The organism is Actinomycetota bacterium, from assembly GCA_019347575.1.
Taxonomy (GTDB): domain Bacteria; phylum Actinomycetota; class Nitriliruptoria; order Nitriliruptorales; family Nitriliruptoraceae; genus JAHWKY01.
Genome location: JAHWKY010000012.1, coordinates 35062 through 52001, shown reverse-complemented (window position 1 = coordinate 52001; position 16940 = coordinate 35062). Strand labels below are relative to the sequence as shown.

Sequence of the window (16940 nt, the reverse complement as noted above, 5' to 3'; positions counted from 1 at the left end):
CACGCGCACCTGAGAGCACTTCCGGCGTCAGGGACCGCGCCTTGCGGCTACCACCTACGGTCGGGAGCGCTGGTACCTGCTTCTCGCGCGAGTGGCTAACGAATTCGGGACCGGGTGAACCTGCGCATCGCCAGCGGCGACACGCTGCGGTGGGATGCGAGGACTGTAACGCCTATTGGCCCGTTTGTACGCAATCGCCCAGTTGACATCGCGGGGGTGCACTAGATGGCAATCAAGAAGTCCGATCTGTACCGGTCGATTTGGGACAGCTGCGACGAGCTCCGTGGCGGCATGGACGCCTCCCAGTACAAGGACTACGTCCTCACGCTGCTGTTCGTGAAGTACGTCTCCGACAAGCATGCCGCCGACCCACACAGCCTCATCGTCGTGCCCGAAATGGGCTCGTTCGACTACATCCACAGCCTGGTGGGCGACAAGGAGATCGGCGACAAGATCAACAAGGCGATCGGTCGGCTGGCCGAGGCCAATGATCTGCAGGGCGTCATCGACCTGGCCGACTTCAACGACTCCGCCAAGCTCGGCAGCGGCAAGGACAAGGTCGACCGGCTGTCTGCCCTAGTTAACATCTTCCACCGTCGGCTCGACTTCAGCGACAACCTCGCCGCCGGCGACGACCTACTCGGCGACGCCTATGAGTACCTCATGCGGCACTTTGCCAGCGAGGCCGGAAAGAGTAAGGGCCAGTTCTACACCCCTGCCGAGGTGTCCCGGATCATCGCCCAGGTTATTGGCATCGGACCGCACACCACGCGTGACGAGACCGTTTACGACCCCACCGCTGGCTCTGGCTCGCTGTTGCTGAAGGCGGCCGATGAGGCTGGCGGCAACGTCACCGTGTATGGACAGGAGATTGACAACGCGACTTGGGCCCTGGCGAGGATGAACATGTTCCTGCACGGCCAGCCGACCCACGACATTGCTCGAGGCAACACCCTTGCCGCGCCGGAGTTCATCGAGAAGGGCCGACTGAAGACGTTCAACTTTGTCGTCGCCAATCCGCCGTTCTCGACGAAGTCCTGGTCGAACGGCATCGACCCGAAGAACGACGACTTCAACCGGTTCGAGTACGGCGTCCCGCCAACCCGCAACGGCGACTATGCCTTTCTCCTTCATGTCATCAAGTCGCTGAAGAGCACTGGCACCGGTGCGGTCGTCCTACCCCACGGTGTGCTGTTCCGCGGTAACGCCGAAGCAGTGATTCGCCGCAACCTGCTGCAGCGCGGCCTGATCAAGGGCGTGATCGGCCTGCCCGCCAACCTGTTCTACGGAACTGGTATCCCCGCGTGCATCGTCGTGGTCGACAAGAAGGAAGCCGGCACGCGCCACGGCGTGTTCCTGATTGATGCCAGCCGCGGGTACATCAGGGACGGCAACAAGAACCGGCTGCGTGAGCAGGACATCCACAGGATCGTCGACGTCTTCCGCACCCAGCGGGACATCGACGGGTACTCCCGGCTCGTACCGCTCGAGGAGATAGCCAGCGACGCGAACGCCTTCAACCTCAACATCTCCCGCTACATCGACTCCAGCGACCGCGAGGACATCCACGACCTGACCGCCCACCTGCATGGTGGGATCCCCCGCCGCGACGTCGACGAACTCGAGCATTACTGGCAGGTCATGCCCGACCTGCGGACGGTGCTGTTTGAGCCGGCCGGCCGAGACGGCTACGTGCAACCCGCCGTCGAAGCGGACCACGTCCGCGAGACCGTGGAGTCCCACCCGCAGTTCGAAGCGTTCGCCGCCGAGGTCCGCCAGAGGTTCGAGCAGTGGGCTGACGCCCACCGTGAGAAGCTCAGGTCTATCGATGAGGACACCTCGCCGAAGGAGTTGCGGATCGAGCTGGCTGAGGATCTGCTCGACCGGTTCGCCGACGTGCCTCTGGTCAGCCGCTACGACGTCTACCAGCGGTTCATGGACTTCTGGGACGCGGACATGCAGGACGACGTCTACCTCATCGTGTCCGAGGGCTGGGAGGTCGGTCGTTCGCTCAGGGAGGCGCGCGATAGGGAGGCCGCGGACTTCGCGATCAAGAAGGGCCGGAAGAAGGTCCAGTACGTCGCTGATCTCCTGCCGCCCAGCCTGCTGATCGGCCGCTACTTCCCTGACCGTCAGGAGCAGCTCGACGAACTGTCGGCAGCGGTCGCAACGGCGGAGGCTGAACTCGCGGAGTTCGAGGAGGAGCACGCTGTCGAAGGCGGTGCTCTGGACGGCCTCGAGGGCTCGAACGGGGTGACGAAAGGCAACGCTCAGGACCGCGTGGCTGAGCTGAAGGATCTGATCCTCGACGCGTTCCCGGACGACAGCCTTGAATACGAGCAGGCGAAAGGCATCGCCAAGACCAAGTTCGGCACGCGAACGTGGGAGGCCGGTGTCGAGGACCCTGAGGGCTACTTCGCCGAGCTAGACATTCTGCACCGGTTGCTCGCGCTGAGTGACGGGGCGACGTCCGAGAAGGCTGCGCTCCGAGAGACCGAGACGGACCTCATCAAGGCAGCGATGGGCAAGTACGAGGAGCTCGACGAGTCGGCGGTCCGCGGGTTGACCGTGGACGATAAGTGGATCTCGTCGCTCCGTTCGGCGCTGTCGAGGGAGATCGACGGTGTTGTGTCTCGCCTGGCCGGTCGTATCGCGCAGCTCGTGCAGCGCTACGACACCACGCTTCCTGAGCTCGTCGCGGAGACAGAGGACCTCTCGGCGCGTGTCGCCAAGCACCTCGAAGCGATGGGCGTGGAGGTGCCAGTGTGAGTGGCCAGACAGACCTTCCATCAGACTGGACCATGAGCACAGTCGGCGAGGAGTTCACTCTCGAACTCGGGAAGATGCTCGACGCCGCGCGCAGCACCGGGACCGACAAACCATACGTGGGTAACGCAGCAGTCCAGTGGGGCCGCATCGACCTCGATGCGGTATCAACTGCACCTTTCACGGCGAACGACGTGGCCCGTTACCGACTCCAGCCTGGAGACCTTCTGGTCTGTGAGGGAGGTGAGGTCGGACGCGCCGCGATTTGGGATGCGTCTCTGGATGAGTGCTACTTCCAGAAGGCGATCCACCGTCTGCGCAGCAGAGGCTCCTATCGCCCCGAACTGCTCATGTACTACCTCAGTTTCTGGCAGGACACCGACCATCTCGACGAGTTCACAGCCCGCACCAGCATCGCTCACCTGCCGAAGGAGAAGTTCGAGCGTGTGCCGCTACCGGCCCCGCCCCGAACGGAGCAGGCGCGGATCGTGGGAGCTCTTGGAGATACCGACGACCTGATCGAGTCGCTCGAACGCCTCATCGACAAGAAGCAGGGGGTCTTAACAGCGACGCGCCAGTTGCTCCTGACGGAAGCACTGCGCCTCCCCTCGTTTGGCCAGGACTGGCGTGAACGTCCCCTCCGGGACCTATGCGACGTCGTTCCCGGAGGAACACCGGACACGGGTGTCGCGGCCTACTGGGACGGTGACATCCCGTGGTGTACGCCGACTGACATCACAGCCGGGCATGGCCGGTACCTAGATGCTACGTCTCGAACCATCACCAAGAAGGGCCTGAAGGCTTCATCTGCCCGTCTACTGCCCGAGGGCGCGCTGCTCCTTTGCACCCGTGCCACCATCGGAGAGTTGAAACTCGCGAAGCAACCGATCGCCACGAACCAGGGGTTCAAGTCTCTCGTCTGCGGCTCGGATGTAGACCCCACGTTCGTCTATTTCTTGCTGACGCAACGGCGCCGGGACATCGAGGCCTTAGGGTCAGGCTCGACCTTCGACGAGGTCGGCACATCAGACCTCAAGGTGATGGCCCTACGCGTACCTGAGCTGGCTGAGCAGCGGGCAATCACCGAGATCCTCGCGGACATGGATGATGAGATCACGGCGCTTCGGGGGAGGCTTGAGAAGACGCGTGCCGTGAAGCAAGGGATGATCCGGGAGCTCCTCACCGGACGCACACGCCTAGCGGCCGAGGAGGGAGCAGCATGAGCGACGTTGGCCAACACGAACGCCGCGTACAGAACCGGGTCGTCGAACTGCTCGGCGACGATCTCGACTACACCTACCTCGGCAACCTCAAGGACGCCGACGACAACAGCAACGTCATCGAACCGCGGCTCACCGATTGGCTCCGGCGCCAGGGCTACGAAGACGGGCTGATCAACCAGGCTCTCCAGGCGCTGCGTCGAGCGAAGGCAGTAGGCGGTGGCCGCAGCTTGTACGACGCGAACCGCGACGTCTACTTCCTCCTGCGCTACGGGCACGACGCCCAGGTCGAAGCTGGCAAGCAAGCCCAGCACCTCAACTTCATCGAGTGGGACGATCCTGAGAACAACGACTTCGCTCTCGCCGAAGAGGTCACCGTCGCCGGCAAGCACGACAAGCGCCCCGACATCGTGCTGTACGTCAACGGGATCGCCGTCGCTGTGCTCGAACTGAAGCGCTCGACCGTGTCGGTCACCGAGGGCGTCCGGCAGATGCTCGACAACCAGAAGCCGGAGTTCATCCAGCCGTTCTTCTCCACCGTCCAGCTAGTCATGGCCGGCAACGACACCGAAGGGCTGCGCTACTCCGTCATCGAGACACCGCAGAAGTACTGGCTCGAGTGGAAAGAACCGTCAGAGCTCGCCAGCCCGCTGGACGCGGCCCTTGTCCTCTGCAACCAGGCGCGGCTGCTCGAACTGATCCACGACTTCATCGTGTTCGACGCTGGCACCAAGAAGATCGCTCGGCACAACCAGTACTTCGGCGTCAAGGCCGGCCAGCAGCGCGTCAAGGACCGCGAAGGCGGGATCTTGTGGCACACCCAGGGCTCCGGGAAGAGCCTGAGCATGGTGTGGCTCGCCAAGTGGATCCGGGAGAACGTCGAAGACGCCCGCGTGCTGATCGTCACCGACCGCGAAGAGCTCGACGAGCAGATCGAGAAGGTGTTCTACGGCGTCGACGAGCAGATCTACCGCACCGCCAGCGGTGCCGACCTCATCAAACAGCTACGTGATGGCGCCAACTGGCTGCTGTGCACCCTCGTGCACAAATTCGGCGTCGGCACCGGTGACGAAGCCGACTACGCCAAAGCTGTCGAGCGTGCGATCGCTTCTGGGTTCGAGGCCCGCGGGAACCTGTTCGTGTTCGTCGACGAGTGCCACCGCACCCAGTCCGGCAAGCTGCACGCCGACATGCGTGAACTGCTGCCCGGGGCGACGTTCATCGGGTTCACCGGCACCCCGCTGCTGAAGGACGACAAGGCGCGCAGCATCGAGGTGTTCGGCTCCTACATCCACACCTACAAGTTCGATGAAGCCGTAGAGGACGGCGTCATCCTCGACCTTCGCTACGAAGCACGCGACATCGACCAGCGGATCACCTCGCCGGGCAAGATCGACGCTTGGTTCGAGGCCAAGACCAAGGGGTTGTCTGACCTCGCCAAGGCTGACCTCAAGCGCCGGTGGGGGACGCTGCAGAAGGTGCTGACCGCCCAGTCGCGCCTCGACAAGATCGTCGCGGACATCATGTTCGACATGGCCACCCGCGACCGGCTGATGAACGACCGCGGGAACGCGCTGCTGGTCTGCTCCTCCATCTACGAAGCCTGCAAGTTCTACGAGGCGTTCAGTCGCACATCGCTGAAGCACAAGTGCGCGATCGTCACGAGCTACCGACCGACCGCCGACACGATCAAGGGTGAGGAGACCGGCGAAGGCGAGACCGAAGCGCTGGAGAAGTACGCCACCTATCGCAAGATGGTCGCCGACTACTTCGACATCAGCGAAGACGATGCGGTCGGTCGCGTCGAGGACTTCGAGGACGAGGTCAAGCAGAAGTTCATCGAACAGCCCGGCCAGATGAAGCTGCTGATCGTTGTCGACAAGCTCCTCACTGGCTTCGACGCGCCGGCAGCGACCTACCTGTACATCGACAAGCCGATGGCCGACCACGGCCTGTTTCAGGCCATCTGCCGCGTCAACCGACTGGACGGTGAAGACAAGGAGTACGGCTGCATCATCGACTACCAGGACCTGTTCAAGTCCCTGGAGTCTGCCGTCCACGTCTACACGTCCGGAGCCTTCGAGGACTACGACCACGAGGACGTCGCCGGGCTCATCAAGAACCGGCTCGACCAGGCCCGAGAACGACTCGACGAGACACGCGAGATCGTGAAGGCCCTCTGTGAGCCTATCGGTCAACAGCCGTCGACCAGCGACTACTTGCACTACTTCTGCGCGGAAGACAGTGGCAACGCGCAGCAGCTGAAGGCCAACGAACCCAAGCGACTCAAGCTCTACAAGCACGTGGGGGCGTTCGTCCGCGCCTACGCGGACCTGGCCAACGAGATGGACGAGGCCGGTTACAGCGGACAGGAAGCGGCAGAGATAGCCGCGGAGGTCAAGCACTACGAGAACGTCCGCCGTGAGGTCAAGCTCGCCAGCGGCGACTATGTCGACCTCAAGGTCTACGAGCCCGACATGCGGCACCTGCTCGACAGCTACATCGAGGCCGAGGACTCGCAGGTCCTGTCCGACTTCGATGAGCAGGGCCTCGTGCAGCTGATCGTCGAGCGTGGCGCGGCCGGCGCAATCGCATCCTTGCCCGAGGGCATCCGCGACGACGATGACCTCTCCGCTGAAACGATCGTCAACAACGTCAGACGGGTCATCGTTGACGAGCGGCCTGTCAATCCGAAGTACTACGACCGGATGTCTGTCCTGCTTGACAACGTCATCGAAGAGCGCCGTCGCCGTGCGTTCGACTACCGGCAGTACCTCAAGGAGCTGGAGAAAATCGCAGGCCAGGTCACTCGACCAGGGGGCGCTTCCTATCCGGCGCCGATCGACAGCCCTGCAAGGCGGGCCTTGTACGACAACCTCGACAGCAACGAGCAGCTGGCCCTGGCGATCGATGAAGCCGTGCGCGGTACAAAGCGCGATGGCTGGCGGAGCAGCGTCATGAAGCAGCGTGAGATCCACAGGGCGCTCGATGCAGTCCTAAGCAGTGAGCAGCGTGCCCAGTACAACACCGAAGAGCTGTTCGAGATCATCAAGGCCCAGGATGAGTACTGAGCGGTTAACCATCACGGTGAGCGACCTCACCGTTCACGTGGTCCGCAAGCAGATCGAGAACCTGCACATCGCGGTCTACCCACCGGATGGTCTGATCCGTGTTTCCGCACCCGAGCACATGGACGAGGACGCGGTGCGGATGGCTGTCGTGGACCGGCTGAAGTGGATCCGAGACCAGCGCGATGAGCTGCTCGCCCAGCCTCGGCAATCAGTTCGGGAGATGGTCACAGGCGAGAGTCACTATGTATGGGGAAAGCGACACCGGCTGAGGGTCGTCTCGGGTGGGAAGACGTCGGGGGTCGAGATCGCCGGTCGTGGAATCTTGCTCTTGACGGTCCCGACCGCAGCAGACCGCGATGAGCGCGCGATGATCTTGGAGGAGTGGCGACGTCGCGAGTTGAAAGTCGCTGTGCCAGCTCTGGTCAACAAGTGGGAAGAGCAGCTCGACGTCGCACAGGTCGAGTGGCGCGTCCGTCGCATGCGAACGAAGTGGGGGACCTGCAACCCGGAGGCCAGGAGGATCTGGCTCAACCTCCAGCTTGCGCAGAAGCCTCGTCCGTGCCTCGAGTATGTGATCCTTCATGAGATGCTGCATCTGGTGGAGCCAGGCCACACCGAGCGCTTCGAGCGCCTCTTGACCGCCGCGATGCCTGACTGGCGGCGACGCCGGTCAGAACTAGCCCGCTTGCCTCTCTCCGATGATGGTGAGTGGCCACCGCACGACGTGCCCGGTCGTGTCAGTCAATGACCTGTGTAGGAGCGCGGCCGCACGCCGACGCGTGACGGAAGACCCGGCTCTCCGCGTCCACGCGGTCACGTCCGGCCATCTCGTCGGCGTCTTCGGTCGCTGAGGACGGCCGTAACAGGCAAGATGTGCCTAACGAAGACGGAGGGCACCCATGCCGGTCGAGTTCGGCGTATGGCGTCTACTGGGGGACAAGGCGACATCCCTGGCCGCGACGTCGATGCCCGATGAGAAGCGCCTTGAGGATCTGCTCGTCTACGACATCGACATCCTGGGGCTCGGTGTCATGGTCGTGGGTCGCCAGATCCCGACGGCGGCCGGCGGGTACATCGATGTACTGGCCATCGATGCGGATGGTGACCTGCACGTCATCGAGCTCAAGCGTGATCGGACGCCCCGCGACGTTGTGGCGCAGGTCCTCGATTACGCCTCGTGGGTGAAGGACCTCAGCTACGAGGACATCCGCGACATCTGGGCACGGAACGGTCCGCGACGGGGGCTGGAGTTCGAGGTCGCCTACGACGAGCGGTTCGGCGAGTCGCCCGATGAGAACCTCAACAAGCAACACCACCTCGTGATCGTCGCGAGCGAGCTGGACCCCAGCACGGAACGGATCGTCACGTACCTGACCGAGGAGTACGGCGTTCCCGTGAACGCCGTCTTCTTCCGCTACTTCGCCGATGTCGAGACGGGCGCTGAGTACCTGGCACGCTCGTGGCTGATCGATCCCACCGAGGTCGAGGTCAAGAGCAGCCGCGTCGCCGGACGGCGGCCGCCCTGGAACGGGCACGACTACTACGTGACCTTCGGGCCGCCCCAGGTTCGCGCGTGGGAGGACGGGCGGCAGTACGGCTTCGTCTCGGCGAGTGGTGGACCACGCTGGATCAAGCCGCTGTTCAACCTCGCCCTGGGTGACCGCGTGTTCGTCTTGGCGCCAGGTCACGGGTACGTCGGTGTCGGCATCGTGCGCGAGCGTGCTGTGCCGATCACGGACTTCGAGGTGAACGGTACGCCTCTCCTGCAACTTCCCCTGAAGTCGCCGCGACTGGATGAGCACCTCGACGACCCCGAGGCCATCGAACACGTCGTCCGGGTCGAGTGGATCAAGGCGGTGCCCGAGCCCGACGGCTACTGGGAGAAGGGCATGTTCGCGGTCCCCAACTCGGTCTGCCAGCTGCGCCAGCAGTTCACGCTCGAGAAGGTCATCGAACACTTCGACATCCCGCCCTACGAGCCGTCGTGAATGGCGCGAACCAGGCTCTGGAGCGGTACCTCGATGGCGCAGAGCGCAAGATCGCTATCGCTGAGTACCACCTGATCGAGCTGGAGCGCGCCTACGAGGAGCTGCCGCGCGGTCCGGTGCCTCCGGTCGCCGTCCAAGCTCACTTTCGAGGGCGTCCTGCAGGCGTTCATCGCCGCGGGCGACCGCGTGGCGGCGGGTCTGAACAAGGCCCTGAGCCTTGGCTGCTCGACCACGAACCTCTCAAGCGTCATCAAGGCGCTCATGGCCGCGGACGAGAAGGACCCGCTTGTAGCTCCGCTGGAAGCTTGGCGCTTCGCCGAGATCGCTCGTGACGCGGCGAAGGCCCGAGTTCGCGTCGCGCACTACACGTACGTAAAACGGCCTGCCCCGGAGGGTGACGGCTGGGCGCTCGAACCCTTCGGGGACGTCTGGTCCGGCGACCGCGAGCTGCGCGACTACTGCGGGGCCGTTATCGATCATCTTCAAAGTCTGCGCCCGGTCATGGAGGAGATACGCGACGAGCTTGCGCGGCGATGACGGCACCCGAGAGCAGTCGCTGCCACCCGCGCTAACATGCTGGGCCGCCTTCGGGCGCTGGCACCCCCTGCGTCGCTTCGTTCTCGCGGATCGTCCACACGCCCCGAAAACACATCTCCGCTGGTTCGCTGGTCGCACGCCTTGAGAACGGCCCTCAACGACGTCAAGCCCTAGGTCGGGCCCAGCGCGAGCGTCCCGCTGTGTGCGCCTTCGTTGGCCAGTCGAGCCGCTCGAAACCGCCACGCGCCGAGAACGTAGCCCATGCGGTGTCACCCCCAAGATTGCGCTCTGGCCGGTCCAGTCCGTGTTGAGATGCCACCGGAGCTATCGGTGCCCGGGGGCGCCTCGAGAGTTGGCGCCCCCGACAGGGCCCGAGCTGAGGGAGGACCTCATTCCGGCGGGTTCTAGTCTTGCGTGGGGTACACGACTAGGGTTCCTCGGCGAGGATCGGGGGACTTATCTACGGCGAACACTTGGCCGGGGACGATTGGGAGAACGTCGCGGTACGCGCTCTCGGTCACCGGTACCCCAACTTCCAACCGGTCCCGGCCCAGCACGATGGTGATTGCGGAATCGACGGCTACGAACCTGACTCTCGGCGAGTCTTTCAGTGCTACGGCCCCGCGGACCCCTTCCTGGACGTCCCCACCCGCCTGAAAAGGCAGCAGAGGAAGATCACGGACGATCTTCGGACGACAATTGAAAACCTTTCGACCATCACCGATTGGTTGGGGGGACCGATCGCCGTCTGGGAACTGGTCGTGCCCAAGCACGACAGTCGACACCTTCTCGATCACGCAGCTAAGAAGGCTCAGGAAGTTCGTGAAATGGGACTCGACGGCATCGACCCCCAGTTTCGAATCCACATTCGTGACGCTGCTGCTCTGCGGGGCGACATTGAGGCCGCACTGAACCTGGTGTCCAGCAACGTCGCCCTCCCTCACCAGGAGAACCCGCCTGCAGCCACCAGTCCACCGGAATTCATAGGAAACTTGAGTCGCAAAGCGGAGAGCGTGGAACCGGAACACGCCACACGGCGTGACCGGTTCGTGATCGACATTCAAGCCTTCTATGGGCGGTACCTAGAGGCGCAAGCCGCTCTCGAGCAGTTCCCGGAAGCTCATCAAGCGATGTTGCGCACGGAAGCCGTTGAGGTTGAGGGAATCGGATTCGAAATCGATGGCCACTCAGGAACGCCTAGGGAACTCATCCAGCACATCGTCGCCCGTCTCCAAGAAGTGTTCAGCGACGCCCTTCCTGCGCTGTCCGCTGCAGACATACTCAAGCTGGCCAGAGGGGCGACGGCCAGCTGGATCCTCGATTGCCGGCTGGACTGGGTCGAGGAATGAGATCCCAGTTCGATCGACGTGGGCAGCACCTCCCGCCTGAACTGAGGCCCGACTGGATGGTCGCGGTCGTTCTACTAGCCATAGATGCTTGCTGGGGCGACCGAGCGGGTCTTCCCCAACTCCATGCATTGGTGTGGGCTGCGAGGAGCAGAGAGAACTTCAGCCAGTTCGTCGCTGCCTACGCAGCGGACACTCCCCAGCGCAGTATCTGGCGACGGATGGGGGTCCGCTTCAACCCGGCCGTGGATCAGGCAGTCACGCGTGCGGTCATCCGCGGACTGGCAGATCGTCAGTCCAGCGGCTCGATCGTCCTCACGCATAGCGGCCGAGAACATCTCACGCAGCTCCTGGATGCGGGCCTGATGTCCGACGTAGTCCAATTGCTGAACGAACTCCCTCAACCGATCACCCAAAGCCGGGTGGTGGCCCTGCTACCGACCTCTGCAGACGTCGAGGGGGTGTCCCTTTGATGCATCTTGAATCGATACGGCTCACGTCGCTCACGGCAAGTCGCACGTTTGAGTTCTTCCAGGAGTTCGAGACTGGTCTGCAGATCGTGCGTGCGGACAACTCCATGGGCAAGTCGACGGTAGTTCAGGGCTTGCTGTACGGACTCGGTCTTGACCACATGGTGTCATCGACTTCCGGTGCACTCCTACAACATGCAATGACCGGCTCGGTACGAGATTCGGTAAGTCCCGAGGAGATCCCGGTTGAAGCTTCTTGGGTCGAGGTTGTCATCGTGAATGGCGAGGGAGAACGGCTACGCACGCAACGCTATGGCCGGAGCCAGAATTTCGATCCCCGTCTAGTACGGGTTTGGCGAGGCGGTGAGGCAGAAGGTAGGGATTACTTCGTTAGGTACCAAGGCGCTGCGCAGAACGAAGCTGGGTTCCACCGTCTTCTCGCACAGTTTCTCGGGTGGCGCCTTCCCCACGTTCCTCGCTTCGACGGAACGCTTGTGCCTCTGTATGTCGAATGCCTCTTTCCCTTCTTAGTGGTCGAACAGAAGCGCGGTTGGTCCGACATCTCCGCGACGGTTCCGCGCCAGTTCAGGATTCGACAGCCTGCCGAGCAGGCGATCCAGTTTTTGTTGAGTCTTGAATCGGGAAACTGGCAAGCAGAGCTTGAGCAAGTCGAAGCCGACATCCGTCAGTTGCGATCCGACTGGCGCTCAGTCGTGGCTGCCTTCCGCGAAGCGCTTCGAACTCGCGGCCTGGGTGCTCCACAGTACCCGAGCCAGCCGCGTATCGGCCTGACCAGCCTTGATCTTCAACTGATTGTGGCCGGCTCCGACGGCTGGCAGCCAGTCTCCGAGGTCCAGGAGCGACTAGAAGAAGAACTGTCCCGTCTACGGCAACAAGGAAGCCGCTCGGCCTCGTCCGACACGGACGAAGCGGTACTGGCTGAACTCGCTCAGGGCCAGGAGACGTTGGACGAACTGCTTCTGCGTGGGCAAGCGTTGCAATCCCAGGCAGATGCGTCGGCGGAAGCTTCGCGCCGCCTCGACCGTCGCCTAGAGGAGAACGAATCGGACCTGAGCCGATACCGAGACGTCCGCACGCTCCGCCGTTTCGGGTCGTCCCCACTCCACAGTCCCATGGCACAGGAGCACTGCCCCACTTGCGAGCGGCCCCTGCCCGACGCACTGCTGGAGGATGCAGAGGGAGTCATCGTCACTAGCGTCGACGAGAGCATCACGTTCTTGGAGAAACAGCGGGAGACACTTCGCTACCTCCTCGCCGCCGCCATCGAAGATCAGGAAGTCGTTCAAACGGAATTGGCCGCGCTCCGAACCGAAGCAGCATCTGTCCAGGCCCAGCTCCGCAGCCTACGACAGTCACTCAGCCAACCCTCCGGCGCCCCAACGGAAGCGGACGTTGAAAGACGCCTGTTCGTAGAGAGGCGCCTAGAGAGCATACGCGAGGCTGCTGACCTCCTCAGCGATCTGGAGGAAGAGTTGGTGACCCTGTCCTCGCGGCTCGAAGAGTTGGAGGAACGGCGCGATCAGTTGCGCTCGGCGCGACTCTCAGCTCGAGATCGGGAGAAGGTTCAGGCTTTCGGGGACTTTCTCCGAGATCAACTCTCTGACTACGGGCTCGGCTCGATACCTGTGACGTCAATCGAGCTCGACGAAGACAGCTATCGCCCCTCTGTCGAGGGCTTCGACTTGCACTTCGAACTCTCGGGTAGCGACCTGATCCGACTCATCTGGTCGTACATGCTCGGGCTAATGGCGACGGGACGCCGGTTCGACACTAACCACCCAGGATTTCTCCTCTTCGATGAGCCAGGACAGCAGGGCGTCGATGATGTCAGTCTGGAACACTTGCTCCAGCGGGCAGCGACGATGGCGAATGAGCACGGCCAGGTCGTTGTCTTTACTAGTGAGGCGACGGAGTCGCTAATGGACATGCTGGAGGGATACGAATACGACTTGTACCAATACGAGGGCCGCCTCTTAGCCCCGGGGCAGCCCACTCAAGACTCTTTGTAGCACTGCGCGTAGCAGTAGCGCTTGCGGCAGGAAATTTCGGTGAGCTGGAGCCTGTGGACGCACTTCGGTAGCCCGACGAGGCGACAGTCCGCTGGTAGGACGACAAGGCTCTGGAACTCGAGACGAGGCACGCCAAGACGGCGCGTACCATCTGCGGGCCAACTCTACTGGCGGCCGATCGCCGCCAGTTGGTCACTCCCGGACGCGCGCTCCGAGGGAGCGTTATGAGCTGCTGCGGCCATGAGGTCGTCTGCACGTGGCCACGGCTTCGTACGTGAGTCGCCGAAACACACTACTCAGGGGTTTCGCCGCTCCGGTGTGCCCACGCACGTGGCGCTGCATCCCGATCACTTGCCTCCGAGGTCGCGCACGCGCCGTCGGATCGTGCGCTGTAGGTCTCCCCATCGTTTGTGCTGAGCGTCAGCTGACCTCGTAGCTACGCCGGATCATTTCCTTGGCGACATCGAGGTGGTCGTCGTCGGTGACTCGGACCTCAAGGTCACCAGTGCCGAAGTGTCCGATGTTCCGGACATCTCGCAACAGGCCGTCGACGAGTTCGACTTCGTCCGGATTCACCTTCACGTATACGAGCAGGTGACCGCCACCTGGGTGCACCTCGATGCAGGCGAAGTTCTTCAGGCGCCGGAACGCGAAGTAGTTCTTCAACTCCTTCTTCGTCACGTCGTCCCCGAGTGACAGTGCGAACTCCTCCAGCGTCCTGTAGCGATCGACCATCACGGCAGGAGCCTGCGCGAGGTAATCGGCGACCGTTTTCTCGGATCCAGCGCCGCTCGTTGGCGTGGTAGGCGCGCTGGCGTCGGTCGCTGCGGCGTTGACCAGCTCGAACAGCAAGAGCTCGCTGCCGTATTGTCGGTAGCGGATGAGCTCGATGGATCGGCTGATCTGCTCCACAGCATGTTCGTCGTACCGGGTGAAGTCGCCGGCGATGCACAGAAGCCGCGGGGCAGACCAATCGACGACAACATCGCCACCGACGACCTGAGCAACGAGCGCTTGGAACTCGGCGCGATGGTCCAGCAGCCAGTCGAGGTAGAACAGCCCCTGGTTGATGACATTCTCGCCGGTCGAGCGCTTGTACTCGATGATGACGGGGGAGTTGTTCTCATCGAGACCGAGAGTGTCGATGCGTCCCCGGTGCTTGCGGCCGGTGGAGTACTCGCTCGCGAGGAACCGCACGCCCAGGAAGACGTCGAGATGTCTTTCGATCAGGTTCTGGAGGGACTTCTCGAGGGCGGCCGACCGTGCGTCGAGCTCGATAGGCGTCGGGCCAGCCGTCTGGAACAGCTTGATGTCAGCCATCTCGTCTCCAGGTCGTAGAGGACCGTGTCACGGTCACGAGCTTGGTTGAGTTCAGTATCGAGTACGGGAGCGTGCTGAGCGCGCCGAAGCCGGTGCCGGTGACCTCGAGCTCGCCGGCGTCGGCCTGCTGGCGCAGCGTGTCAGGTGGTGGTTGCAGTCCAGCCAGGCCGTGACCTTGGATGGTGTGAGCAGACGTTCGGTTACGTGATCCCCCGTTGAGATGGCCGCTGGCCGCACCCTAGAGGAGGGCTGGGACAGTCCTGGGTGTTTCCCGCCAAATCATCCGCCGGGTGCGTCCTCCTCCCCGCGCAAGCCAGCGAGTTCCGCGACCTTGTCTTGAGTCGTTCTTTGGCGGCGTCGATCACGGCCGCGTTCGTCTTGTCGGACAGGTCCCGCGCGGCCTTCCTCCCCAGGAAGTACGCGATTCGGTCCGCGTTGGAGCCCGAGGCATGGGGGAAACCGCTCAGGATGCGGCGGTCGTCGAGCAGTCCGGTATCCGCCAGGTGCTCCGCCACCCTGCAGCGACGGGCCCGATAAGCCGTTCGAAGCGTTCGGTGAGGCCGCGCCAGAGCGCTCAGTCGTAGCGGTTGATCGAACGGATGCTCAGCGCGATCATCGCCGCCCCGGCCAGCGCGACCACCACGAACCCGCGTGCGACCGAGGCCAGCTCGAAGCCCTCGAGGATCAGCGACCTCGATCCCTCCATGATGTATGTCACGGGGTTGAAGGTCGCCGCGATCTCCATCGGCCGTGTCAGCAGCTCGCGCGGGACGAAGTTCGGCGTCAGGAACAGCAGCGGGAAGAACACCAGGCCCGCCGACTGCGTCGCCGCAGCGCTGCGGGTCTTGAGCGCGACGAGCTGCATGAAGCCGCTGAACACCATCGCCCACAGCGCCATCAACACGATGAGCGCCAGGAAGCCCGCGAACCCGCTCGCCATCCGCGCCCCGAACGGCAGCGCGAGCACCACGACGAGCGTGCTGACGACGAGGCTCTTGACGAACTCGGCGAACAGCCGGCCCAGCACGATCGACGCGCGGGAGACGGGGGTCGCACGCAGCTTGTCGAGGTAGCCCCCCTCGATCTCCTCGACCAGGTAGAGCGCGGCGCTGCCGAAGGACGCAGCGATCAGCAGCGAGTTCGGCAGCTGGAACGCCGCGTAGCTCTGGCCGTGCAGGAACGCCGTGTCGTTGGACGGGAAGATGCGCCCGGCCTGGCCGACGTTCACGACGAGGAAGAACAGCGGGATGAACAGCGTCGGCAGCAGGGCGTCCGGCGCCCGCAGCGCTTCCCGGATCGCGCGTTGACCCAGCACGAGGGAACTGCTCACGCGGTCACCTCCTTGACCGCCCCGGCAACCCGTTCGCGGGTGCGGCCGGTGGCATCGAGGAACACGTCGTCCAGGGTGGGCTCGCGGTCGAGATCGAGCCGCTGCCGCAACTGACGTTTCAGCTCGTCCGGGGAGCCCTCCCGCACGATCCGTCCTTCGTCGATGATCGCCAGCCGGTCGCACAGCTGGTCGGCCTCCTCGAGGTACTGCGTCGTGAGGAACACGGTGGTCCCGCGGGCGTTGATGCGACGGACCTCGTCCCAGACCGTCAGGCGGCTGGCGGGATCGAGCCCGGTGGTGGGCTCGTCGAGGAACAGCACGTCGGGCTCGTGCACGAGCGCCGAGGCGAGGTCGAGCCGTCGCTTCATGCCGCCCGAGTAGCCCTTGATCAGGCGGTCGGCCGCGTCGGTGAGCTCGACGAGCTCGAGCAGCTCCTCGGCGCGGTCGGCGGCCTCGCGGGGCGTCATCGAGAACAGCCGGGCCTGTAGGACCAGCAGTTCGCGTCCGGTCTGGCGGTTGTCGAGCCCCGCCTCCTGCAGCGCCACACCGATGTGCTGGCGTGCGCGATCGGGCTCGGCTGCCACGTCGACCCCGGCCACCGCCGCTGAGCCGGCGTCGATGCGCATCAGCGTCGTCAGCATCCGCACCGTGGTCGACTTGCCGGCTCCGTTGGGACCGAGGAAGCCGAAGACCTCGCCGGTCGTGACCTCGAGGTCGACGCCCCGCACCGCCTCGACGTCGCCGTCGCGGCTGCTGAACGTCTTGACCAGGCCCTCGGCGTGGATGGCGCTGAGGGCGATGCGGGCGACCGGGGGCTCGACCGCCCCGATCCTGGCGGGTCTAGCCATCGGCGGGTTCCGTC

Annotated in this window: 12 protein-coding genes; 9 read left to right on the top strand and 3 right to left on the bottom strand. The window is 63.7% G+C overall.

Annotated features, from left to right (window positions below; translation table 11 throughout):
- Window positions 1-225 precede the first annotated feature (225 nt).
- The 9 genes from KY469_09775 (at window position 226) to KY469_09735 (ending at window position 13428) form a co-directional block, all read left to right on the top strand.
- Window positions 226-2769 carry a type I restriction-modification system subunit M gene (locus KY469_09775; GenBank protein ID MBW3663375.1) on the top strand — a complete coding sequence of 848 codons (2544 nt, stop codon included), beginning with the start codon at window positions 226-228 and terminating at the stop codon, window positions 2767-2769.
- A complete protein-coding gene (locus tag KY469_09770; GenBank protein MBW3663374.1) occupies window positions 2766-3989 on the top strand; it encodes a restriction endonuclease subunit S in 1224 nt (407 codons plus the stop codon). Before KY469_09775 ends, KY469_09770 begins: the two co-directional genes overlap by 4 nt.
- A complete protein-coding gene (locus tag KY469_09765) occupies window positions 3986-7057 on the top strand; it encodes a type I restriction endonuclease subunit R (protein ID MBW3663373.1) in 3072 nt (1023 codons plus the stop codon). The genes KY469_09770 and KY469_09765 overlap by 4 nt, the downstream gene beginning before the upstream one ends.
- Window positions 7047-7805, top strand: coding sequence for a M48 family metallopeptidase (locus KY469_09760; protein MBW3663372.1), 759 nt, complete (start codon window positions 7047-7049; stop codon window positions 7803-7805). The genes KY469_09765 and KY469_09760 overlap by 11 nt, the downstream gene beginning before the upstream one ends.
- Before the next feature lie 151 nt (window positions 7806-7956).
- Window positions 7957-9045, top strand: coding sequence for a DUF91 domain-containing protein (locus KY469_09755; protein ID MBW3663371.1), 1089 nt, complete (start codon window positions 7957-7959; stop codon window positions 9043-9045).
- 186 nt (window positions 9046-9231) lie between these two features.
- The gene (locus KY469_09750) at window positions 9232-9582 is read left to right on the top strand and encodes a hypothetical protein (protein MBW3663370.1); all 351 of its coding nucleotides are present in this window, start codon (window positions 9232-9234) and stop codon (window positions 9580-9582) included.
- 473 nt (window positions 9583-10055) lie between these two features.
- Entirely contained in the window at window positions 10056-10931 is an 876-nt protein-coding gene (locus tag KY469_09745) for a hypothetical protein (GenBank protein ID MBW3663369.1), read from the top strand.
- Window positions 10932-11149: 218 nt separating this feature from the next.
- Complete coding sequence (locus tag KY469_09740; GenBank protein MBW3663368.1) at window positions 11150-11401, top strand: hypothetical protein; 252 nt, start codon at window positions 11150-11152, stop codon at window positions 11399-11401.
- On the top strand, window positions 11401-13428 hold the full coding sequence (locus KY469_09735; GenBank protein MBW3663367.1) for a hypothetical protein: 2028 nt from the start codon (window positions 11401-11403) through the stop codon (window positions 13426-13428). Before KY469_09740 ends, KY469_09735 begins: the two co-directional genes overlap by 1 nt.
- 420 nt (window positions 13429-13848) lie before the next feature.
- On the opposite strand, the gene KY469_09730 is transcribed toward KY469_09735, so the two are convergent.
- From KY469_09730 to KY469_09720, 3 genes are all read right to left on the bottom strand, one after another.
- Window positions 13849-14748, bottom strand: a complete 900-nt coding sequence (locus KY469_09730) for a DUF91 domain-containing protein (protein MBW3663366.1) — start codon at window positions 14746-14748, stop codon at window positions 13849-13851.
- A 574-nt stretch (window positions 14749-15322) separates the two neighbouring features.
- Window positions 15323-16078: an ABC transporter permease gene (locus KY469_09725; GenBank protein ID MBW3663365.1), complete on the bottom strand. Its 756-nt coding sequence runs from the start codon at window positions 16076-16078 to the stop codon at window positions 15323-15325.
- The gene (locus tag KY469_09720) at window positions 16075-16926 is read right to left on the bottom strand and encodes an ATP-binding cassette domain-containing protein (protein MBW3663364.1); all 852 of its coding nucleotides are present in this window, start codon (window positions 16924-16926) and stop codon (window positions 16075-16077) included. The genes KY469_09725 and KY469_09720 overlap by 4 nt, the downstream gene beginning before the upstream one ends.
- Window positions 16927-16940: the final 14 nt, after the last annotated feature.